Origin of the sequence: Ottowia oryzae, from assembly GCF_003008535.1 — a bacterium.
In the GTDB taxonomy this organism is placed as follows: Bacteria; Pseudomonadota; Gammaproteobacteria; order Burkholderiales; family Burkholderiaceae_C; genus Ottowia; species Ottowia oryzae.
Map to the genome: position 1 here is coordinate 1,333,717 of NZ_CP027666.1, position 20,567 is coordinate 1,354,283.

Consider the following 20,567-nt stretch of genomic DNA (forward strand, 5'->3'; position numbering starts at 1 on the left):
CAGCGGCACACGGCTATTGTCCTGATAATGCAACGATGTGGTGCCATTTTGTCTATTTAAAAGCGCCAGTGAGACGCCTACTATCACCCCATGGCGCCCATCAAGTGACCGGCGCCGCATCCCAGGAGATACCAGATGACCACCACAAGCACCCCCACCCGCACCGCCACCACCCCCGTGGGCGCCAGCGCCAAGCGCGTGCTGGCCCAGGCCAGCGCGCCTGGCCGCCACTGGGTGGGCGACGGTTTTCCGGTGCACGGCATGTTCGGCTACAACGGCGCGGGCGTGGCCGAGCGCAGCCCCTTCCTGCTGCTGGACTACGCGGCGCCCACCACGTTCGGCCCCAACACCGGGCACCGGCGCGGCGTGGGCCAGCACCCGCACCGCGGCTTTGAAACCGTGACCATCGTGTACGACGGCGAGGTGGAGCACCGCGATTCCACCGGCGCCGGGGGTGTGATCGGCAAGGGCGACGTGCAGTGGATGACCGCCGGCGGCGGCATCCTGCACGAGGAGTTCCATTCCGAGGCCTACAGCCGCAGTGGCGGCCCGTTCGAGATGGTGCAGCTGTGGGTCAACCTGCCCGCCAAGGACAAGATGACCCCGGCGCATTACCAGGGCATCACCGACGGGCAGATTCCCGCCGTGGCCCTGCCGGGTGGCGCGGGCACCGTGCGCGTGATCGCCGGCCAGTACGGCGACGTGCGCGGCCCGGCCGAAACGTACACGCCTATCCACGTGCTGGACGTGCGCCTGGGCGCCGGGCAGACTGCCGTGCTGGACCAGCCCGAAGGCTGGACCACGCTGGTGGTGGTGCTGGACGGCACGGTGCAGATCAACGGCAGCGAAAACGGGGGCCAGGTGCTGCGCGCCGCCGAAATGGCGACGCTGAGCACCGAAGGCAGCGGCCTGACGATCGAGGCGAACGGCGACGCCAAGCTCCTGGTGCTGGCCGGCGAGCCGATCGACGAGCCGGTGGTTGGCTATGGCCCGTTCGTGATGAACAGCCAGGCCGAGATCGGCGCTGCGATCAACGACTTCAACAGCGGGCGCTTCGGCCGCGTGGCCTGAAGCCGGGCAGGGCAGCGCGGGGCGGCAGGTGCCCCGCGCGCCCCATGTGCGCCGGCCCCCGGCGCTTTTTTTGCAAACCCTTCGCTGTGGCCGTGGCTGCGGTTGTGCTGCGGTGGGCCGGTGTATCGTTGCGCCCCTGTTTGACATCCATCAAAAAGAGAACGAACTATGGCGGTAGAAGGAGGAATGACCGGCCAGCTGGTCAGCGTGGTGACCCTGCTGGGGGCGGCCGTGGTGGCCGTGCCTTTGTTCAAGCGGCTGGGGCTGGGGGCGGTGCTGGGCTATTTGGCGGGGGGCCTTGCCATCGGCCCGTTCGGGCTGAAGCTGGTCAACGACCCGCAGACGATCTTGCACGTGGCCGAGCTGGGCGTGGTGATGTTCCTGTTCATCATCGGCCTGGAGATGAAGCCCTCGCACCTGTGGAGCCTGCGGCGGCAGATCTTCGGGCTGGGCAGCCTGCAGGTAGTGGTGTGCGCGGCGCTGCTCACGGTGGTGGGCATGGCGTTTGGCTACAGCTGGCAGGTGTCTTTCGTGTCGGGCGCGGGCTTCGTGCTGACCTCTACCGCCATCGTCATGCAGGTGCTGGCCGAGCGGGGCGACATCGCCGCGCCGCGTGGGCAGCGCATCGTCTCCATCCTGCTGTTTGAAGACCTGCTGATCGTGCCCCTGCTGGCCATCGTCGCCTTCATGGCGCCGCCAGACGCTGCGCACGCAGTCACCACCACGCCGCTGTGGCAACGCCTGGGCGTGGCGGCCTTGGCGCTGGGCGCCCTGGTGGCGGCAGGCGTTTGGCTGTTGAACCCACTGTTTCGTGTGTTGGCGCGGGCCAAGGCGCGCGAAGTGATGACTGCTGCCGCCCTGCTGGTGGTGCTGGGCGCTGCGCTGCTGATGGAGCTGGGCGGCCTGTCGATGGCCATGGGCGCCTTTCTGGCGGGCGTGCTGCTGTCGGAATCCACCTTCCGCCACCAGCTGGAGGCCGATGTCGAGCCTTTCCGCGGCCTGCTGCTGGGCCTGTTCTTCCTGGCCGTGGGCATGTCGCTGGACTTGTCGGTGGTGATGCGCAACTGGCCGCTGGTGCTGTCGGGCGTGCTGGCGCTGATGGCGACCAAGGCCGCGTGCATCTACGCCGTGGCGCGCCTGGCCAAAAGCAGCCACGCCGAGGCGATCGACCGCGCCGTGCTGATGGCCCAGGGCGGCGAATTCGCCTTCGTGCTGTTCGCGCAGGCGCTGGCGCAACACGTGATCACGCCGGAGATCAACGCCAACATGACGGCCATCGTGGTGCTGTCGATGGCGTTCACCCCGCTGGTCGTCGTAGTGCACAGCCGCATGGTGCGCGCCAACCCGCAGGGCGAATCGATGGAAGGCGTAGAGCCGGTGCACGACGGCCAGGGCAGCGTGATCATCGTCGGCTTTGGCCGCGTGGGGCAGATCGTCACGCAAAGCGCGCTGCTGCGCGGCGCCGAAATCACCATCATCGACAACGACACCACCACCATCCGCGACGCCAACAGCTACGGCTTCAAGGTGTACTACGGCGACGGCGCGCGCATCGACGTGCTGCACGCCGCCGGCGCGCACCACGCCCGCGCCATCGTGGTGTGCGTGGACAACCCGGACGCCGCCACCTTGATCGCCGAAACCGCCAAAGAGCACTTTCCGCACGCCGAGCTGATCGTGCGCGCCTATGACCGCCGGCATGCGCTGGCCCTGGTCAAGACCGACGCCGACGTGGTGGTGCGCGAGACCTTTGAATCCGCCCTGGTGATGGGCCGCGCCACCGCCTGCGCGCTGGGCGCCACGCGGGAAGAGGCCGACGCGCACATGGATGAACTGCGCCGCCGCGACAACGAACGTTTCGCGCTGGAAGTCAGCGGTGGCCAGTTCGCCGGGCGCGACCTGGTTTTGCACAACATGGCCGAAGCCTCAGCGCGTGCCACCCACGCGGGCGAGGCCAAAGCCGCGGCGACTTGATCGCCACTTGATCACCCCATCACGGGCAGCCCCTCGCCATCCAACATCGGAGATACGCCATGACCACCGAGCCACCGAACATCGTCCTGAACGAAGCCACCCGCCGTTTTGAATGGACGGTGGACGGCCACACCGCCTACGAAGTGTTTGAGCGCTTTCCCGGCGGCATTGCGTACCTGCACACCATCGTGCCCAAGGAACTGGCTGGCCGCGGCATCGGCGGTACGCTGGTCAAGCACATCCTGGACTACGCGGCGGCTCAGGGGCTGAAGGTGCGGCCCGATTGCCCTTTCGTGAAGGCCTACATCGACAAGCACCCTGAATACCGGGCCAATTCACTGGCGCACGGCGCCCAGGGGGCCGCATGAGCGCGCCCGCACCCATCCGTTACCCCTCGCGCACGTCCATCGTGGGGGAAGACACGCAGATCCGCCGCGCGCTGCCCAACCGCGAACGCCGCATGGTGGGCGCGTGGTGCTTTCTGGACCACCTGGGCCCGGTGCAGTTCGCGCCCGGCAAGGGCATGCACGTGGGGCCACACCCGCACATCGGCTTGCAGACCTTCACCTGGATGATCGAGGGCGAAGTGGTGCACCGCGATTCGCTGGGGTATGAGCAGGTCATCCGCCCCGGCCAGGTCAACCTGATGACCGCCGGGCGCGGCATTGCCCACACCGAAGACAGCGCGCAGGACGGCGCCGTCATGCACGCCGCGCAGCTGTGGATTGCCCTGCCCGACGCCGAGAAGAACCGCGAGCCGGCCTTCCAGAACTACGCCGACCTGCCCACCGCCGATGCCGGCGGCTGGCGCGCCACGGTGCTGGCCGGCAGCGCGCTGGGCCTGACCGCGCCCACGCAGGTGTACAGCCCGCTGGTCGGCATCGACTTCACCGCCGCGGCGGCGGCCGACACGGTGCTGCCCCTGCAGGCCGATTTTGAATACGGCGCCATGGTGCTGCGCGGCCAGGCCGAGCTGGACGGCGAAGCGCTGCCCACGGGCGAGCTGCTGTACTTCCCGCCCGGGCGCACCGAGCTGCGCCTGCGCTGCAGCGCCGCCGCCCAGGTGCTGCTGCTGGGCGGCCGGCCGTTTGGCGAGCCGATCATGGTGTGGTGGAACTTCGTCGCACGCACGCATGAAGAGATCCAGCAGGCCGCCGACGACTGGAACGCCGGCCAGCGCTTTGGCACCGTGCGCGAAGGCAGCAACGCCCACCGCCTGACCCCGCCCAGCCTGGACGGTGTGCACCTGCGGCCTTCGTGAACGTGCGGCGCCGCTGGCGCTTCGGCTGAGCAGGCCGCGCAGCGGCTGTCGGCACCGGGTTGACGCAGTGCCCTTGGCGCTCAATTCAACGTGAAAAAGGCTGCCAGCGCAGGCTGCACCAGCGCTGGCAGCTATGTTTATAGTAGTAAACGTCCGTTGGCGGCGCGCTTCTAAAATGCCCGCTTGGGCCGTTCGCCCACCCGTTTTTTTCGCTTCCGCACCGCATGACCCGCATCCTTGCACTGTCTGGCAGCCTGCGCGCAGGTTCCTTCAACACCGCCCTGGCGCGCACCGCGCAGCAAGTCGCCCCTGAAGGCGTGCAGATCGAGGTGGCCACACTGCACGGCGTGCCGCTGTACGACGGTGATGTGGAGCAGCAGGGTGGCATTCCCGCCGCCGTGCAGGCGCTCAAAAGCCAGATCATCGCCGCCGACGGCCTGCTGCTGGTCACGCCTGAATACAACAACGGCGTGCCCGGCGTGTTCAAGAACGGTATCGACTGGCTGTCGCGCGCCGACATGAAGTCCGTCTTCGGCGGCAAGCCCACGGGGCTGATGGGCGCGTCGATGAGCGGCTTTGGCACCGTCTCGTCGCAGCACGCGTGGCTGCCCACGCTCAAGCTGCTGGGCACGCGCGTGTTCAGCGGGCGCTCGCTCATGGTCTCGCGCGCGCAAAACCTGTTCACCGAAGGCCAGCTGAAGGACGACGCCACGCGCCAGATGCTGGCCGCCTACCTGGCCGACTTCGCCGCCTTCGTTGCCAGCCAGCCACGGGCTTGAGCGACGCCGCCACCCACCCTACCGCCGCGCCGCCCGATTGGGCGCGGCCCTGGTTCGCGCCCTGGGCGCGTCACGGCCAGGGCGCGTGGCAGGCATGGCACTCAAGCGGTGACGTACACGCCGCGCTGAACGCCAGCGGCCGCGCGCCCGTGCGCTTCGTGCCGCCCGATGCGCTACGGCCCGGCGTGGCGTACGAGCGCTTCATTGCCGACAGCGCCTGCGTGCCCACGCGCGCCGGTTGGCACGACTTCTTCAACGCGCTGGTCTGGCAGGGTTTTCCGCAAACCAAGCGCCACCTGAACCGGCTGCAGGCGGCCGAAATCGCCCGCGACGGCGTGGGTGCCCGGCGCGGCCCGGTGCGCGACGCCATCACCGTGTTCGACGAGAACGGCGCCCTGCTGCACGCGCCCGACGCGCTGTGGCAAGCCCTGGCGCAGCGCCGCTGGGCCGAGCTGTTCGGCCCCCTGCGTCCGCTGTGGCGGCAGGCGTCGTTCATGCTCTTTGGCCACGCCGCGCTGGAAAAGCTGCTCACGCCCTACAAATCCATCACCGTGCACGTGCTGCGCGTGGCCCAGCCGTTCGATGCATTGGGCGACCTGAGCGCGCTGGATGCGGCGCTGGCTGGGCAACTGAACGCCGACACGCTGGCCACCAAACCCTTCGTGCCCCTGCCCGTGCTCGGCGTGCCGGACTGGTGGTCTGCGAATGAGGACGTGGCGTTCTATGCGGACGCGGATGTGTTCAGGCCGTTGCGGCGAACTGTCTGAACGAAATCGCCCGCTGGCGCCCGCTCTGACTGCGCCGGCAGCTATCGGTTTGGTAGTGATGCGCCGGCGGCGCGGGCACCCTAACCTTAATTCTTCGACAGCGCAGGCCGTGCAGCGCCGCGCACAGCGCACCGTCGCATCGCCCGTGCTTTGAGAGGCAAATCGGCTTTTGGCGCTGGTGCAGACTGCGCCAGAAGCTATCAAAATCAAAGCAAGAGGGTGCCCAAGGCGGCACCGTGCGCGGACAGGTGACCCCCGCCGCGCGTTACAGCGACGCCGCCACCTGCCGCAAGAACTTCTCGCACTGCGCCAGCTGGTCGATGGCCACAAATTCATCCACCTTGTGCGCCTGCTCGATCGAGCCGGGCCCGCACACCACGGTGGGGATGCCCGCGCCCTGGAACAGGCCGGCTTCGGTGCCGTAGGCCACCTTGCGCACCGATTTGTCAGCGGTCAGTGCGCGCACCAGCTGGGTGATGGCGGCTTGTTCGCTGGCGTCCAGGCCGGGCGCGGCGGCCAGGTTTTCGATTTCAACGGCGGCGCCGGGAAACTCGCGCTGCATGCGCGGCAGCAGTTCGGTCTGGATGTAGGCGTCGATGCGGCCCTGGATGTCGGCGGGCGACAGCATCGGCAGGTTGCGGAATTCGTAGGTGAATTCGCACAGCTGCGGGATGGTGTTCATGGCGATGCCGCCGCCGATCAGGTTGGTGGTGATGGTGCTGTAGGGCACGTCGTAGAACTGGTCGAATGGGCCGTTGGCGCGCCACTGCTCGGCCATCTCGCGGATGGCGCAGATCAGCTGCGCGGCGTGCTCGATGGCGTTGCAGCCCTGCGGCGTGAGCGACGAATGCGCCGCCTTGCCGTGCACGCGGCAGCGGTAGGCGTTCAGCCCCTTGTGCGCCACCACCGGTTGCATGGAGGTGGGTTCGCCCACGATGGCGCCGTCTACCTTGACGCCGCGCTGCTGCAGATCGGCCAGCATCACGGGCGCGCCAATGCAGGCGATTTCTTCGTCGTACGACAGGGCCAGGTGCAGCGGCTTGGCACGCGGGGTGGCCAGGAATTCGGGCACCAGCGCCACCGCGCAGGCGATGAAGCCCTTCATGTCGCAGCTGCCGCGCGCGTACAGGCGGCCGTCGCGCTCGGTCAGCGCAAATGGGTCGCTGGTCCAGTTCTGGCCGTCCACGGGCACGGTGTCGGTGTGGCCCGACAGGGCGATGCCGCCTTGCGTGCCGCCATCTTGCGCGGGCAGGGTGCAGAACAGGTTGGCCTTGGTGCCCTCGGCGTTGCTGGACAGCCAGGGGTCGAGCCCGCGCGCGCGCAGGTCGTCGCGCACGGTTTCAATCAGGCCCAGGTTGGAGTTGCGGCTGGTGGTGTCGATGGCGGCAAGGCGTGCAAGCCAGTCTTGGGAGGTCATGGGCAATCCTGTGGCAAATGAAGGCTAAAGGAAACGGTAAGCCAGCGTGGGCAATCATAGGGCGCCGCCGGACGGCACCGTGCTTCTTTTCCCGTGCGTGCGCTTGAGCGCCATCCCGTCATGACTATTCCGCGTCCACTCGTTCCAGAGCGCCTGAAGGTTTCGCTGCGCCAGCTCGGCCCAGGGCTGATCACCGGTGCGGCGGACGACGACCCCAGCGGCATCGCCACCTATTCGCAGGCGGGCGCGCAGTACGGGCTGGGCATGTTGTGGACGGTGGTCGTCACGCTGCCGCTGATGGCGGCTATTCAGCTGGTGTCGGCGCGCATTGGCTACGTGACCGGCGTGGGCCTGGCGGCCAACATCCGCCAGCATTACCCGCGCTGGCTGTTGCGGGCGTGCGTGGCGCTGCTGCTGGGGGCCAACATCCTGAACATCGGCGCCGACCTGGCCGCCATGGCCGAGGCGCTGCGCCTGCTGGTGGGCGGCAGCGCGCACGTGTACGCCGTGACGTTCGGGCTGCTCAGCCTGGTGCTGCAGGTGTTCTTGCCGTATGAGCGCTATGTGCGCTGGCTCAAGTGGCTCACGTTGACGCTGTTTGCGTACGTGGCGGTGGTGCTGTCGGTGCGCATCGACTGGCTGGCCGTGGCGCAGGCGGTGGTGTGGCCCAAGCTGCCCAGCGGCAAAGAGGTGTTCATCACTTTGGTGGCGGTGCTGGGCACCACCATCAGCCCGTACCTGTTCTTTTGGCAAGCCGCGCAAGAGGTGGAGGACAAGCGCTTTCGCCCCCACACGGCGGACGAGGTGCAGGGCGAGCTGCGCCGCATCCGCAACGACACCCTGGTCGGCATGGCGTTTTCCAACGGCATTGCGTTCTGCATCATGCTGAGCACGGCTGTCACGCTTTTCACGGCGGGCGTGCACGACATCCAGACGTCGGCTCAGGCCGCCGAGGCGCTGCGCCCGGTGGCGGGCGACTTTGCCTACCTGCTGTTCAGCTTGGGCATCATCGGCACCGGCATGCTGGCGGTGCCGGTGCTGGCCGGATCGGCCGCCTACGCGGTCGCCGACGCCGCCGGCTGGCACGGCAGCCTGGGGCTGAACCTGCGGCGCGGCGAAGGCCGGGGCTTTTACGGCGTGATCGTCGCCGCCACCGTGGTGGGCGTGGTGCTGTGCTTTACGCCGACCGACCCGGTGAAAGAGCTGTTCTGGTCGGCCGTCATCAACGGCGTGGTGGCCGTGCCGATCATGGCGGTGCTGATGAGCATGGCGACCAACCCCAAGGTGATGGGCCCGCACGTCATCGGGCGGCGCGTGCGCTGGCTGGGTTGGGCCGCCACGGCGCTGATGGGCGTCACCGTGCTGGGGATGTTTGTGCCCTGAAGCGGGCGCATCCGTGATAACTTCACCGCGCGCGGGAACCCGACAAGCCGGCGCGGGTCGAAGCGGCTCGCGCCCCAGCCTGTCGCTTCACACAGGGCGCGGCGCGGCTTGAAGATGCCTGCGCCAGCCCGCATGTGACAGCGCTGACATTCTGTGCCGGGCAGGCACGGCCCTCCCTCTTCGAAGGAAAACGATGAAACGCATCCTGTTGTTTGTGCTTACCAACATTGCCGTGATGGTGGTGGTGGGCATCATCACCAGCCTGTTCGGCCTGGGACGCTACACCGGCACCAACACCGGTCAGCTGATGATCTTCTCGCTGGTGGTGGGCTTCACGGGCTCGATCATCTCTTTGCTGATGAGCAAGACCATGGCCAAGATGTCCATGGGCGTCAAGATCATCGACCAGCCCGCCAACGCCGATGAGGCCTGGATCGTCGACACCGTGCGCAAATTCGCTGACAAAGCGGGCATCGGCATGCCCGAGGTGGGCATCTACGAGGGCGAACCCAACGCCTTTGCCACGGGCGCATTCAAGAATTCGGCCCTGGTGGCTGTGTCTACGGGTTTGCTGCGCGGCATGACCCGCGAAGAGGTCGAGGCCGTGATCGGCCATGAAATCTCCCACGTCGCCAACGGCGACATGGTGACCATGGCGCTGATCCAGGGCGTAATGAACACCTTCGTGGTGTTCGCCAGCCGGGTCATCGGCTCCATCGTGGATGGCGCGCTGCGCCGCGGCGACAACAGCAGCAGCGGCCCCGGCATCGGTTACTACGTGACCACCATGGTGCTGGATGTGCTGTTCGGCTTCCTGGCGGGCATGGTCGTGGCCTGGTTCTCGCGCCAGCGCGAATTCCGCGCCGACGCAGGCGCCGCGCAACTGATGGGCCAGCCCAATTCCATGATCAACGCACTGGCCCGCCTGGGTGGCATGCACGCCGGCCAGGGCCCGATGCCGCAGAACCTGCAGGTCATGGGCATCGTGGGCAGCATCGGTAAGCTGTTCGCCAGCCACCCGCCGATGGAAGAGCGCATCGCCGCCTTGCGGGCGCGCCAGGGCTGACGCGTTACACGCTCTCTCCCCAACCGCTGCCGGGCGAGCCCTGCAGCGGTTTTTTTTGGGAGGGTTGTGACATAGACGCTCCCGCTTCGACTCTTCAGCCCGTGCGTCGACAAGATACCCAGGATAATTGAGCGGGTATCGCCAACGGCGCCGCAATACGGTCGGGGCCTGTGGTCGCCGCGCTGCGCTTCGTGCTCGCAATGCCCTGTGCTGAACGGTGGCTACCTGCCCTTGCCAGTCTTTTGGGCGGCTGGGTAGTGATACCCCTGCCGCGTCACGAACTCAGCCGCGAGGCAGCGGATTTCGGGCGCAACCGAGGGCGAGCGTAACAAGCGTCATTCAGTCTTGAACACATAGGGAGGGTCAAATCGTGAAAACAAGTTTTCTCGCCAAGCTGGGGCTTTGCGGGGCTGCGGCCGTGCTCAGCATTGCCGCGCACGCCCAAAGCAAGGTGGTGTTTCTGTCCACGGCCGACGACGTCAGTCCACCCGTTGGCGGCGCGGGGGACACGTTGGTGCAGGAGGCCAGAAGCGCATTCCAGGCGGCCGTGCCACCAGGCTCAATCTGGGTGGATCGGACGAACAAACTTTCTCAGTCCGGTGCGGAGAACTCCGTGGCAGCGGATCTCGCAGATGCCAATCTGCTCGTGCTGGAAACCGTCTATGCCCCAGCGGCGGCTGATCGAATGGCAGAAGTCGAGGCGGCTATCCTGTCCAACCCGAAGCTTGTGGTGTTGGCCTTCGTAGATGGATGCTGCTCGGTAGCCAACAACTTGGCGCCGTTTGTCAACATCATCAATCAAATCAAGCCCTGGCCGGCTACCGTAGGCTTGGCGGCGGGAACCAACCCCGTCACGGCTCCACTCAGCGCAAGTTCGCTCTACCGCCAGACTTTCGTCGGCTTGCCCAACATGCAAGGCGGTGCGTACGAGGGGTTGACCAACGTACCGGTTGACTATTCGCTATACCTTGATCCGGTGAACGCTGGCCTCACGCCGCCTGGTGCCTACGGCATGTTCGTGCCCCAAGCTGCGTCCAACGGTGGTGCTGGTGCCTGCGTGTTTCTGACGGCAGATGCTTCGCCTTTTGGCTTTCCGGCGCAGGTGCCTGCACTTGCCAGCGCCTTTGTGAGCGCCGCGTTAGACCCCAACGGCGCGTGCAAATTGCCGGCGGCTGGCGCCCCGGATTGGCGTGCCGACATCACCGGCCCCGCCACACTGACGCCCGGCACCCCCGATGGCTACAACTTGACCGTGTCGAACCAGGGCGTTGGGCTTGGCGTCGCCACGACCGTCGTCGTGACCATGCCGGCTGGCGTGACGGTGGTTCCAGGTTCGCTTCCTGCCGCTTGCACCCCGGCGGCGGGCAACGCCAGCTTTACCTGCAACGTGGCTCAGCTGGCTGCCGCGAATCCGACCGCCTTGCCGCCCGTGGCGGGGGGCAGCATCGCCTTCCCATTCCAAGCGGTCGCAACTGCCGGCAGCCCAGGCGGCAATATCCAAGCTGTGGTCACCACGCAGCCAGCGGAGATCAATACGGCCAACAACACCGCGACACTTGCCGTCGCGGTAGGGGCTGTGCCTGCCGTGCCCGCCGTGGGTACCTGGGGTCTGTTGCTGCTGAGCGCCATGCTGGCCGGTGTGGCGGCTCGCCGCCGTGCAGGTTGAGCCGAGTGGGTTCGATGCGCAGGATGACGCCCGGCTCACCGCGCCTTGCCTGTGAGGGTGCTCCAAGTTTCGCCCTCCCGCCGGGCCTGCATTGCTGCGGCTGGCGTTGAGGGCGCGTTCTAAGTCCAGTCGTACCCGCGCAGCACCTGCAGCACTGTGTCGCGCACTGCGCCGACCGCGCTGTCTCGCACGGCATCCACGCGCCAGGCCAGCTCAACGCCGTAGCGGGGCATTTCAATGGGGCAATCGGCCACGCGCAGGCCGGTTTGCGCCGCGATGGCCAATGCCGCGTGCCGGGGCAGCGTGACCAGTGCGTCAGTCCCCTGCAGCAAGTAGGGCACGGCGGAGAAGTGCGTGGTGGAGGCGACCACGCGGCGCTTTTGGCCGACGCCGGCCAGCACTTCATCCACCACCCCCACCAGGCCGCCTGACGAGACCAGCACATGCTCGCGCCCAATGAATTCGGCCAACGAGAGCTGCCACGTGGGTGAAGGCGCGCTGCGGGCATCGACCAGGCAGGCGTAGCGGCCCTGCGCCACGGTCTCGCGGCCGAAGGTGCGCGACGAAATGCCGCCCGACACCAGGGCCAGATCCAGTGCGCGGCCCTGAAGCATGTCGCCCACCACGGCACTGTACGTCTGCCTGAAGATCAGCCGCAGGCCCGGCGCCGCCAACCGGGTAGCCTGGATGATCGCCCGGCCAAAGGCAATTTCAAAGTCGTCCGACATGCCCAGGGCGATGGCGCGCCCCTCGAACGAGGCGCCGATGTCGGTGCTCAACTGGCAGGTCTGGCGGAACTTGTCCAGCGCGTCGATCACCAGCGGGCTGAGCTCATGCGCGCGCTGCGTTGCCGTCAGCCCGCGGCCCGTGCGGGTGAAAAGCGGGTCGCCGTACATGGCGCGAAGGCGGCCCAGCGCCGCGCTGACGGCCGACTGGCCCAGGTTCAGCCGCACCGCCGCGCGGGTGGCGCTGCCTTCCTGGTACAGCGCTTCAAACACGCGCAGCAGGTTGAGATCGAACGATTCGATATCGACAGCCTTCATATCAATTACCACTGATTCGGGATTGTTCGATTTTCAGCGCTGCCGAATACTGGCCGCTCCAACCCACTCTTACTGTTGAAACGACCATGGCCAAGTCCACCATCGCCGCGCTCCAGATAGGCTCCAGCCCCCAAGGCAAAGAGGCCACGCTGGAGAAGATTCTCAGCTTTGAAGATCGCATCATCGCCTCGGGGGCGCGCCTGGTGGTCATGCCCGAAGCGCTGCTGGGTGGCTACCCCAAAGGCGAGATCTTTGGCACCCGGCTGGGCTATCGGCTGCCGCAAGGGCGCGAGACCTATGCGTCGTACTACGCGAACGCGATCGACGTGCCGGGCGCCGAGACGGCCGCGCTGGCCGACCTGTCTCGCCGCACCCAGGCCAGCCTGGTGATCGGCGTGATCGAACGGGGCGGCAACACGCTGTACTGCACGGCACTGTTCTTCGACCCAGAGCAGGGGCTGGTGGCCAAGCACCGCAAGCTGATGCCAACGGGCACCGAGCGCTTGATCTGGGGGCAGGGCGATGGCTCGACCCTGCCGGTGGTGGAGTCCGCCGCGGGCCGCCTGGGCGCTGCCATCTGCTGGGAAAACCACATGCCGCTGCTGCGTGCGGCGATGTACGCCAAGGGCGTGCAGGTGTGGTGTGCCCCCACGGTGGACGAACGCGACGTGTGGCAAAGCTCGATGCGGCACATCGCTCATGAAGGGCGGATGTTCGTGGTCAGCGCCTGCCAGGTGCAGCCTTCGCCCAACGAGCTGGGCACGGAAGTGCCCGACTGGGAGCCCACGCGCCCCCTGATTCGCGGCGGCAGCGTGATCGTCGGGCCGTACGGCGACGTGCTGGCCGGGCCGCTGGTGGGGCAGGAAGGCCTGGTCACCGCCGAGGTCGACATGGACGAACTGGTGCGCGCGCGGTACGACTTCGACGTGGTGGGGCACTACGCGCGGCCCGACGTCTTTTCGCTCAAGGTCGATGCCCGGCAGAAGCTGCCGGTGGAATTCATCGGGTGATTCATCGGCGGGTCACGGGCTGATCGCGGTCGGGCCGATGAGGCCCGCACGCGCAGTCTTTCGCGCCCGGTTGCCAGGCGCCTTCCCCTCGGCGCACTGAAGCCGGCGCCGGCCTGAAACTGTTGCGCGCCGATCAGCCAAGCGGATTCGCCGGCACCCCCAGCAGCTGCACTGCCACCGCCTCGGCCGTGCGCAGGCCGTCCACGCCCGCCGACAAAATGCCGCCGGCGTAGCCCGCCCCTTCGCCAGCCGGGTACAGGCCGCGCACGTTCAGGCTTTGAAAATCGTCGCCGCGCTGGATGTTGACCGGGGCCGACGTGCGCGTTTCCACGCCCGTCATCACCGCGTCGGCCATGTCGTAGCCTTTGATCTTGCGGCCAAACGCGGGCAGCGCGGCGTGCAGTGCGTTGGTGACCCAGGCGGGCAGGGCGGCGTGCAGGTCGGTCCAGGTCACGCCGGGGCGGTAAGAGGGCTCGACCTCGCCCGGCCCGGTGGACGTGCGCCGCGCCAGAAAGTCGCCCACGCGCTGTGCCGGCGCGCGGTAATTGCTGCCGCCCAGGGTGAAAGCGCCCGCTTCCAGCTGGCGCTGCAGCACCAGCCCACCCAGCGGATGGGCGGCGTCTGCGGCCGGGTCCCCCGCCCCGAAATGCTCGCCCAGTTGCGCCTCAAACTGCGCTGGGTCGCGCGGAAAGTCGGGTGGGTCAATGCCCACCACCATGCCCGCGTTGGCATTGCGCTCGGCGCGCGAATACTGGCTCATGCCGTTGGTGACCACGCGGCCCGGTTCGCTGGTGGCGGCCACCACCGTGCCGCCAGGGCACATGCAGAAGCTGTACACCGTGCGGCCCGCCGCCGGCCCGCTGCCGATGTGCTGCACCAGCTTGTAGTCCGCCGCGCCCAACAGCGGGTGGCCCGCGTGCGTGCCCCAGCGCGCGCGGTCGATCACGCCCTGCGGATGCTCGATGCGCACGCCGATCGAAAACGGCTTGGCGCGCATCGTCACCCCGCGCCGGTACAGCTGCATGAACACGTCGCGCGCGCTGTGCCCCACGGCCAGGATGGCGTGGCGTGTGGGCAGCTCGTACCGCTCGCCGTTTTGAAGGTTTTCGACCTCCAGCGCTTGCAGGGCGGGCGCTGGCAGCTCTTGATTCAATAGCAAATCGACCACGCGCTGCTGAAAGCGGATCTCGCCGCCCAGCGCCAGGACGCGTTCGCGCAGGCTTTCCACCACCTTCACCATGCGGAAGGTGCCCAGGTGCGGGTGCGCTTCCCACAGGATGTCTTCGGGCGCGCCTGCTTGCACGAATTCCTGCAGCACCTTGCGGCCCAGAAAGCGCGGATCGCGGATCTGGCTGTACAGCTTGCCGTCAGAAAACAGGCCTGCGCCGCCCTCGCCAAACTGCACGTTGCTGTCGGGGTTCAGCTCGCTGCGCCGCCACAGGCCCCAAGTGTCCTGCGTGCGCTCGCGCACCGGTTTGCCGCGTTCCAGCACGATGGGCTTCAGGCCCAGCTGCGCCAGCGCCAGCGCGGCAAAGATGCCGCACGGGCCAAATCCGATCACTACAGGGCGCTCGCCCGACCAATCTGCCGCGGCGCCCACGGGCGGGCGCCAGGCCATGTCGGGCGTGGGGCGCACATGCGGGTCGCCCGCCAGCGGGGCCAGCACGGCGGCTTCGCGTGCCGGCTCGGCCAGCGCGACGTCGACGATGTACACCGCCAGCAAATCGGCCTTGCGCGCATCAAAGCTGCGCTTGAAAACCGTCAGATCGGCGATGGCCTCGGGCGCAAGCTTCAGGCGCGCAGCCGCAGCGGCGCGCAGGGCGGTAATGGGGTCTTCAGCCTGCGACAGGGGCAGGCGCAGTTCGGCGATGCGGATCATGGTGTGGTCGGGCTTGTGGTGATCAAGCAAGGAGCACGGCGATGATACGGCGCGCCGCCCGTGAAACGCCTGCGCTATGCTGACCAGGCATGGCAATGCGCACCTGTCGAGAGCCGGCCATCACCTTGAACCCACCCACCCAAAACGCTGATGCACCACGACGCCGAATGGAACGCCGGGCCGCTGGGTTGCGGCGAGCTGGTGATTGAGCTGCGCGCGCGCCTCAAGCGCATGCCGGGCCAGGTGCTGCGGGTGACGGCACTGGACGAGGGCGCGCCGGACGACATTCCCGCCTGGTGCCGCATGACGCGCAACGCGCTGCTGGCGCATGACCCAGCGCAACACGCGTACTGGATTCGCTCGCGCAGCGATTGGGCTTAGGCGCGCTTGGGGTATGGTGCGTTCTGTGTGGCGCACTGTGCAGCATTCAGGCGCGCTGGAGCCGCACTTTCTGAATCTATCCCTTTGAAGGAATGCAACATGTCTGGCAAGTTTGTCGTCTCCATCAGCTTCGGTAAAGACAACACCGACAAGGCCACCGTCGGTTTTGTGGTGGCCAACGCGGCCGTGGCTTCGGACAAGGAAACCGTCGTGTTTCTGTCCATCGAAGGCACGCGCCTGTCGCAAAAGGGCTATGCCGATGACATCCACGAGGAAGGCTTTGCGCCGCTGAAGGATTTGATGGCTTCGTTCGCCGAAGCCGGCGGCACCATCTACGTGTGTTCGCCCTGCTTCAAAAAGCGCGCGCTGGACGAAACCCAGCTGATCGCCGGCGCCAAGGTGGTGGGCGGGGCCAAGCTGGTCGAATTCATGAGCGAAGGCGCTCCGTCGATTTGCTATTGATTGAATAGCTGCTGGCGCAGGTTGCACCAGCGCCAGAGGCCGATTTGGCTTAAAGATTCAGCGCCCCGCCGGGCGCCACCCGCATGGAACCGATCGACGCCCATCCCCTGCCGCCCGATGTGTCTTTCGACGGCGGCGACCTTGACTGCGGCAACGGCCTGCTGCTGCTGATCCGCAAGCACATCGACCCGCTGCCGCGCGGCGGGCTGCTGGAAATCCGCTCCACCGAAATCTCGGTGGACGAAGACCTGCCCGCCTGGTGCCGCCTGACGGGCAACGAGCTGGTGTCGTGGACCAAGGTGGGTCGCCAGCGCGCCTTTCTGGTCAGCAAGGGCGCGCTGGCTGAGCGCACCGCCGCGGCCACCCAGCCCGATCAGCCGAAAGGCGCGGACGAGGGGCCGACCGAGGTGCTGCTGGGCGCCGCGCGCCAGCCGGTGGCCGCGCCGCGCGTGCCCCCGCTGGCGGTGACCAGCATGGGGTCGTGGCCGCGCCCGCGCTGGATGATCGAGGCGATGCACGCGCACGTGGAGGGGCGCCTGTCCACGCGCGAATTCCAGCAGACCGCCGACGACGCGGTGCGCCTGGCCATCGCCGCGCAAGAACGCGCGGGCGTGGATATCGTCACCGACGGCGAGCAGCGGCGCGACAGCTACGCCAGCTTTGTTGCCAGCCGTCTGGACAACTGCCAGCTGATCCCGCTGACCGATCTGCTGCCGCTGGTCGATCACCCGGAAGATTTCGAGGCCGAGCTGCGCGCGCTGGACATTCCCGCCGCCGACGTGCGCCACCCCGCCGTGTTCGGCCCGCTGGCGCGATCGCGCCCGCTGGTCGCGCACGAAGTGGACTTTGCCCGCAGCGTGACGCAGCGGCCCGTGAAGGTGGCGCTGCCCGGGCCGTACCTGCTGACGCGCACCATGTGGATGGAATGCATTTCGGACCAGGCCTACGCCAGCCGCGAAGACATCGCCAAGGACATCGTGCGCGTGCTGCGCGAAGAACTGGCCGAGCTGATGCAGACCGGCGCCGCGCTGGTGCAGTTTGACGAGCCGGTGCTGTCGGAAGTGGTGTTTTCGGGCGCCAAGAACAAGCGGTCGTTCATGTGCGGCGCGCTGTCCGAATCGCGCCCGCCGGCTGAAGAGCTGGCGTTTGCGCGCGATCTGCTGAATGCGGTGCTGGAAGGCTTTCCGCGCGAGCGCCTGGCGCTGCATGTCTGCCGCGGCAACTGGACGCCCGACGAGGCCGTGGCGCTGTCTGGCAGTTACGAGCCGCTGGTCGACACCCTGGGGCAGGTGCGCGTGGGCGCCTACCTGCTGGAAATGGCCACGCCGCGCGCGGGCGACATGGCCGTGCTGCAGCGCCTGCCGCAAGACGCGCGCATCGGCGTGGGCGTGGTCAACCAGAAGCTGCAGCACGCCGAAGCGGTGAACGAGGTGGCAGAGCGCATCCAGCGCGCCATCGACCTGTTCGGCCAGGACCGCCTGCTGCTGCACCCCGACTGCGGCTTTGCCACCTTTGCCGACAACCCGATCTGCGGCACCCATCTGGCGCAGGACAAGCTGGCTGTGATCGCGCAGGCGGCCGAGCGATTTCGGTAGCGGCGCTGGGTAACGGCGTTGGGTAATGGCGCTGCTGGCTGCGGCGCCTATTTGCCTTCCAGTGCTGCTTTCAAAGGGGCCAGGCGCTCCTCACCCACCGCGGTGCGCAGTTTGGGCAGCAATTCCACCAGCCCTTCAAACCCGTCGGCGGCTTCCACGGCCAGATTCAGGCGGAAGCCGCGCAGGCCGAGCTTGGCCGTCAGCTGCGTGGCCAACGGGTAAGCCTTTTGGTAACGGCGAATGCGTTCTTGATCGTTGTTGGGCGCCACCGGCAGGGCCATTGGCCCCTGCTTGGCCGCCAGCGTGCTGGACGCAAAGTCGGTCACTGGCGCTTCGTTGGCGGCGGGGCGGCCGGTTTGAATGGCGGCGATCAGCCCACGCTCAGCCAGCACGTCGATGTCCGCGCTTGAAACGCCCAAGGTGCCAGTGGCGCTGAGTACGGCAGAGGCGGTGCGGACACCGTCCAGCAAGATCAACACAGCGCGCTGGTTGCGAGTGATGTCCGCCACGCTTCGATCTTTCATCGCCTGAAGACCGAGCGCGGTTTTCTGGTAGATCATGGGGTACGCCAAAAGTTTACGGTCGAGGGTCAGTGTCGACCCTTTCCATGGCTCCCCGGCCTATGGTTATCCCCTAAACGAGGGATTAAATTTCACGTATTGTTACGTGGGTGCAACATCGGGGTTGCCATCGCCCGTCGCTTCCCGGCCCTGCAAATTCTGGCAGTCGGGGGCGGCTTCGCGTGCTCAGGTCGGCAAGAAGCCTTCAACCGACAGGTAGCGCTCGCCCGTGTCGTAGTTGAAGCCCAGCACGCGGCTGCCTGCGGGCAGCTCGGGCAGTTTCTGCGCGATGGCGGCCAAGGTGGCGCCGCTGCTGATGCCGACCAGCAGGCCTTCCTCGCGCGCGCTGCGGCGCCCGTACTCGCGTGCGGGCTCGGCTTCGACCTGGATCACGCCGTCCAGCAGGCTGGTGTCGAGGTTCTTCGGGATGAAGCCCGCGCCAATGCCCTGGATGGGGTGTGGCGCAGGCTGGCCGCCGCTGATCACGGGCGACTGGGTGGGCTCTACCGCGAACACCTTCAGGCTGGGCCACTTGGCCTTCAGCACCTTGGCGACGCCGGTGATGTGCCCGCCCGTGCCCACGCCGGTGATGAGCGCGTCCAGCCCGCCCGGGAAGTCGGCCAGGATTTCTTGCGCGGTGGTGGCTTCGTGCACCGCGACGTTGGCCGGGTTGTCAAACTGTTGCGGAATCCACGCGCCGGGCGTTTGCGCGGCCAGTTCCTCGGCGCGGGCGATGGCGCCCTTCATGCCTTTTTCGCGGGGCGTCAGGTCAAACGTGGCGCCGTAGGCCAGCATCAGCCGGCGGCGCTCCACGCTCATGCTGTCGGGCATGACCAGGATCAGCTTGTAGCCCTTGACGGCCGCCACCATGGCCAGGCCGACGCCGGTGTTGCCGCTGGTCGGCTCGATGATGGTGCCGCCGGGCTTGAGCTTGCCCGACTTCTCGGCGTCTTCGACCATGGCCAGCGCGATGCGGTCCTTGATCGAGCCACCGGGGTTGGTGCGCTCGCTCTTGACCCAGACCTGCGCGTCAGGGCCGAACAGGCGGTTGATGCGGATCACCGGCGTCTTGCCGATGGTTTCGAGGACGTTGGCGAATGGCATGTCGTCTCCTGGAAAGGGTGCGAACAAAGTGCGCACGAATAGGGTGAGTGAGTGGTGCATTCTTACGCACTTGTTCCGACGTGAAGCGATATGGATATGACGGTTTTCCATATCGAATTCGGCGCTGCGCCGGGCGATCGCGGGCATGCGCAGCCGTTGCGGGATAATCCGCCCCGTGAAGCCCGCCAGACCGCCGCTGGTGCATGTCTCGAAAGAGCGCACTGGAGGAACGTCCGGACTGCACAGGGCAGCGCAGGAGCTAACGGCTCTCCACCGTGAGGTGAGGATCAGAGCAACAGAGACGAGCCGATTCAGTTCGGGTGAAACGGGCAATCTCTGCGCGCAGCAACACCAAGTAGGCACACGTTGAGGCGGCCCGCCGAGTGTGCGGGTAGGTGGCACCGAGCCGGGTGGGCGACCCCCGGCCCAGATTGATGGCGGTCACGTGCACGGGCAACCGGGCACGCACAGAATCCGGCGTATCGGCGGACTTCACACTTTTTTTCCTGGCGCGCCGGCGCGATGCCGGTTGCGCCTGTGGCCAGCGCGGCCCGCATTCAACGTGGCGACGTTGAAGGTCAGAAGTGCCTCCAGCGCACTGTGCATCAGCGCTGGCAGCTATCAAATTAGTAGTTTTTAAAGCGCTTGTCGCCATGCAGCCGCGTGGGCGCATTGGGCTTGCGCTGGATGAATGGGCTGGTGCCGGATCGTCCGGCAGATGCGCTTTCAGGCCGCGCGCAGCTGCTTGGCGGGCAGAAAGCCTTCGAACAGCGGCTGCAGCGATTCGATGCGCGCGGCCGCCTCGGCTTGGCCGAATTGCTCGGACACCGCCTGGTAAACCTCGCTGCGCAGCAGCCACAGCTGCACGGCCGAGCTGGCGCCCGCCAGTTGCACGCGGATGCGGCGCACCGTTTTCAGCTCGCAATCCAGCACGCGCTCCAGCATGGCGCTGCGGATGCGTGTCAGGTCGGCTTTGCTGGCCGTGCGCTGGCCAACCAGTCGGCGGCTGATGGCCTGGACGGCGACGGCAAACGGCTTGAGGGCTGGAGGCATGAAATTCGCGAACGGAACAAGGAAAACGCGGGCGCCGCAGTCATGTGAGATGGCACCTCTGATCCGTAGGGCAGTCTATCGCCGCAGGGGCGCACG

Annotated in this window: 19 protein-coding genes and 1 other RNA gene; 14 read left to right on the forward strand and 6 right to left on the reverse strand. The window is 67.3% G+C overall.

The genetic code is table 11. The features are described from left to right. Window positions 1–135 precede the first annotated feature (135 nt). From C6570_RS06310 to C6570_RS06335, 6 genes are all read left to right on the forward strand, one after another. Window positions 136–1,071 (forward strand): pirin family protein, encoded by a 936-nt coding sequence (locus tag C6570_RS06310; protein ID WP_106702459.1) that lies wholly within the window; start codon window positions 136–138, stop codon window positions 1,069–1,071. Between the two features lie 168 nt (window positions 1,072–1,239). Beyond that, entirely contained in the window at window positions 1,240–3,045 is a 1,806-nt protein-coding gene (locus tag C6570_RS06315) for a monovalent cation:proton antiporter-2 (CPA2) family protein (RefSeq protein WP_106702460.1), read from the forward strand. Between the two features lie 59 nt (window positions 3,046–3,104). Then, window positions 3,105–3,413: a GNAT family N-acetyltransferase gene (locus C6570_RS06320; protein WP_106702461.1), complete on the forward strand. Its 309-nt coding sequence runs from the start codon at window positions 3,105–3,107 to the stop codon at window positions 3,411–3,413. After that, window positions 3,410–4,306: a pirin family protein gene (locus C6570_RS06325; protein ID WP_106702462.1), complete on the forward strand. Its 897-nt coding sequence runs from the start codon at window positions 3,410–3,412 to the stop codon at window positions 4,304–4,306. The genes C6570_RS06320 and C6570_RS06325 overlap by 4 nt, the downstream gene beginning before the upstream one ends. Window positions 4,307–4,530: 224 nt before the next feature. After that, on the forward strand, window positions 4,531–5,085 hold the full coding sequence (locus C6570_RS06330; protein WP_106702463.1) for an NADPH-dependent FMN reductase: 555 nt from the start codon (window positions 4,531–4,533) through the stop codon (window positions 5,083–5,085). Beyond that, on the forward strand, window positions 5,082–5,852 hold the full coding sequence (locus C6570_RS06335; RefSeq protein WP_106702464.1) for a DUF3025 domain-containing protein: 771 nt from the start codon (window positions 5,082–5,084) through the stop codon (window positions 5,850–5,852). Before C6570_RS06330 ends, C6570_RS06335 begins: the two co-directional genes overlap by 4 nt. 265 nt (window positions 5,853–6,117) lie before the next feature. Here the strand turns inward: C6570_RS06335 and argE are convergent, their stop codons facing one another. After that, window positions 6,118–7,269 (reverse strand): acetylornithine deacetylase, encoded by a 1,152-nt coding sequence (argE, locus tag C6570_RS06340; RefSeq protein ID WP_106702465.1) that lies wholly within the window; start codon window positions 7,267–7,269, stop codon window positions 6,118–6,120. A gap of 120 nt (window positions 7,270–7,389) precedes the next feature. On the opposite strand from argE, the gene C6570_RS06345 reads away from it, so the two are divergent. The 3 genes from C6570_RS06345 to C6570_RS06355 all read left to right on the forward strand — a co-directional run bounded on the left by C6570_RS06345 (window position 7,390) and on the right by C6570_RS06355 (window position 11,384). Continuing rightward, on the forward strand, window positions 7,390–8,652 hold the full coding sequence (locus C6570_RS06345; protein ID WP_106702466.1) for an Nramp family divalent metal transporter: 1,263 nt from the start codon (window positions 7,390–7,392) through the stop codon (window positions 8,650–8,652). A 193-nt stretch (window positions 8,653–8,845) separates the two neighbouring features. After that, window positions 8,846–9,718, forward strand: a complete 873-nt coding sequence (htpX, locus tag C6570_RS06350) for a protease HtpX (RefSeq protein WP_106702467.1) — start codon at window positions 8,846–8,848, stop codon at window positions 9,716–9,718. A 370-nt stretch (window positions 9,719–10,088) separates the two neighbouring features. After that, the gene (locus C6570_RS06355) at window positions 10,089–11,384 is read left to right on the forward strand and encodes an IPTL-CTERM sorting domain-containing protein (RefSeq protein ID WP_123812230.1); all 1,296 of its coding nucleotides are present in this window, start codon (window positions 10,089–10,091) and stop codon (window positions 11,382–11,384) included. Between the two features lie 119 nt (window positions 11,385–11,503). On the opposite strand, the gene C6570_RS06360 is transcribed toward C6570_RS06355, so the two are convergent. After that, window positions 11,504–12,427: a LysR family transcriptional regulator gene (locus C6570_RS06360; RefSeq protein ID WP_106702469.1), complete on the reverse strand. Its 924-nt coding sequence runs from the start codon at window positions 12,425–12,427 to the stop codon at window positions 11,504–11,506. Window positions 12,428–12,513: 86 nt separating this feature from the next. Here C6570_RS06360 and C6570_RS06365 point away from each other — a divergent pair, with 86 nt between their 5' ends. Then, entirely contained in the window at window positions 12,514–13,437 is a 924-nt protein-coding gene (locus C6570_RS06365) for a carbon-nitrogen hydrolase family protein (protein WP_106702470.1), read from the forward strand. 133 nt (window positions 13,438–13,570) lie between these two features. On the opposite strand, the gene C6570_RS06370 is transcribed toward C6570_RS06365, so the two are convergent. Further along, on the reverse strand, window positions 13,571–15,316 hold the full coding sequence (locus C6570_RS06370) for an NAD(P)/FAD-dependent oxidoreductase (RefSeq protein WP_106704548.1): 1,746 nt from the start codon (window positions 15,314–15,316) through the stop codon (window positions 13,571–13,573). Window positions 15,317–15,466: 150 nt separating this feature from the next. On the opposite strand from C6570_RS06370, the gene C6570_RS06375 reads away from it, so the two are divergent. The 3 genes from C6570_RS06375 (at window position 15,467) to C6570_RS06385 (ending at window position 17,754) form a co-directional block, all read left to right on the forward strand. Then, window positions 15,467–15,697, forward strand: coding sequence for a sulfurtransferase TusA family protein (locus C6570_RS06375; protein WP_106702471.1), 231 nt, complete (start codon window positions 15,467–15,469; stop codon window positions 15,695–15,697). Window positions 15,698–15,796: 99 nt separating this feature from the next. After that, on the forward strand, window positions 15,797–16,159 hold the full coding sequence (locus C6570_RS06380) for a DsrE family protein (RefSeq protein WP_106704549.1): 363 nt from the start codon (window positions 15,797–15,799) through the stop codon (window positions 16,157–16,159). Window positions 16,160–16,242: 83 nt separating this feature from the next. Next, on the forward strand, window positions 16,243–17,754 hold the full coding sequence (locus tag C6570_RS06385) for a 5-methyltetrahydropteroyltriglutamate--homocysteine methyltransferase (RefSeq protein WP_106702472.1): 1,512 nt from the start codon (window positions 16,243–16,245) through the stop codon (window positions 17,752–17,754). Window positions 17,755–17,801: 47 nt separating this feature from the next. Here C6570_RS06385 and C6570_RS06390 read toward each other — a convergent pair whose 3' ends face one another. Both C6570_RS06390 and cysK read right to left on the reverse strand, forming a co-directional pair. Beyond that, on the reverse strand, window positions 17,802–18,314 hold the full coding sequence (locus C6570_RS06390) for a hypothetical protein (protein WP_106702473.1): 513 nt from the start codon (window positions 18,312–18,314) through the stop codon (window positions 17,802–17,804). Window positions 18,315–18,500: 186 nt separating this feature from the next. Next, a complete protein-coding gene (cysK, locus tag C6570_RS06395; RefSeq protein ID WP_106702474.1) occupies window positions 18,501–19,418 on the reverse strand; it encodes a cysteine synthase A in 918 nt (305 codons plus the stop codon). A 177-nt stretch (window positions 19,419–19,595) separates the two neighbouring features. On the opposite strand from cysK, the gene rnpB reads away from it, so the two are divergent. Continuing rightward, an RNA gene (gene rnpB / locus C6570_RS06400) (RNase P RNA component class A) lies at window positions 19,596–19,916 on the forward strand. A 228-nt stretch (window positions 19,917–20,144) separates the two neighbouring features. On the opposite strand, the gene C6570_RS06405 is transcribed toward rnpB, so the two are convergent. Beyond that, window positions 20,145–20,471, reverse strand: coding sequence for a hypothetical protein (locus C6570_RS06405; protein WP_106702475.1), 327 nt, complete (start codon window positions 20,469–20,471; stop codon window positions 20,145–20,147). Between the last annotated feature and the right edge of the window lie 96 nt (window positions 20,472–20,567).

Excerpts from the sequence above, each read along its gene's own strand:
- C6570_RS06345 (WP_106702466.1), top strand. The coding sequence starts at position 7,390 with ATGACTATTCCGCGTCCACTCGTTCCAGAGCGCCTGAAGGTTTCGCTG.
- C6570_RS06375 (WP_106702471.1), top strand. The coding sequence starts at position 15,467 with ATGCACCACGACGCCGAATGGAACGCCGGGCCGCTGGGTTGCGGCGAG.
- C6570_RS06365 (WP_106702470.1), top strand. The coding sequence starts at position 12,514 with ATGGCCAAGTCCACCATCGCCGCGCTCCAGATAGGCTCCAGCCCCCAA.
- C6570_RS06380 (WP_106704549.1), top strand. The coding sequence starts at position 15,797 with ATGTCTGGCAAGTTTGTCGTCTCCATCAGCTTCGGTAAAGACAACACC.
- argE (WP_106702465.1), bottom strand. The coding sequence starts at position 7,269 with ATGACCTCCCAAGACTGGCTTGCACGCCTTGCCGCCATCGACACCACC.
- C6570_RS06385 (WP_106702472.1), top strand. The coding sequence starts at position 16,243 with ATGGAACCGATCGACGCCCATCCCCTGCCGCCCGATGTGTCTTTCGAC.
- C6570_RS06320 (WP_106702461.1), top strand. The coding sequence starts at position 3,105 with ATGACCACCGAGCCACCGAACATCGTCCTGAACGAAGCCACCCGCCGT.
- C6570_RS06330 (WP_106702463.1), top strand. The coding sequence starts at position 4,531 with ATGACCCGCATCCTTGCACTGTCTGGCAGCCTGCGCGCAGGTTCCTTC.
- C6570_RS06360 (WP_106702469.1), bottom strand. The coding sequence starts at position 12,427 with ATGAAGGCTGTCGATATCGAATCGTTCGATCTCAACCTGCTGCGCGTG.
- C6570_RS06390 (WP_106702473.1), bottom strand. The coding sequence starts at position 18,314 with ATGATCTACCAGAAAACCGCGCTCGGTCTTCAGGCGATGAAAGATCGA.
- cysK (WP_106702474.1), bottom strand. The coding sequence starts at position 19,418 with ATGCCATTCGCCAACGTCCTCGAAACCATCGGCAAGACGCCGGTGATC.
- C6570_RS06405 (WP_106702475.1), bottom strand. The coding sequence starts at position 20,471 with ATGCCTCCAGCCCTCAAGCCGTTTGCCGTCGCCGTCCAGGCCATCAGC.
- C6570_RS06325 (WP_106702462.1), top strand. The coding sequence starts at position 3,410 with ATGAGCGCGCCCGCACCCATCCGTTACCCCTCGCGCACGTCCATCGTG.
- C6570_RS06370 (WP_106704548.1), bottom strand. The coding sequence starts at position 15,316 with ATGATCCGCATCGCCGAACTGCGCCTGCCCCTGTCGCAGGCTGAAGAC.
- htpX (WP_106702467.1), top strand. The coding sequence starts at position 8,846 with ATGAAACGCATCCTGTTGTTTGTGCTTACCAACATTGCCGTGATGGTG.
- C6570_RS06315 (WP_106702460.1), top strand. The coding sequence starts at position 1,240 with ATGGCGGTAGAAGGAGGAATGACCGGCCAGCTGGTCAGCGTGGTGACC.
- C6570_RS06310 (WP_106702459.1), top strand. The coding sequence starts at position 136 with ATGACCACCACAAGCACCCCCACCCGCACCGCCACCACCCCCGTGGGC.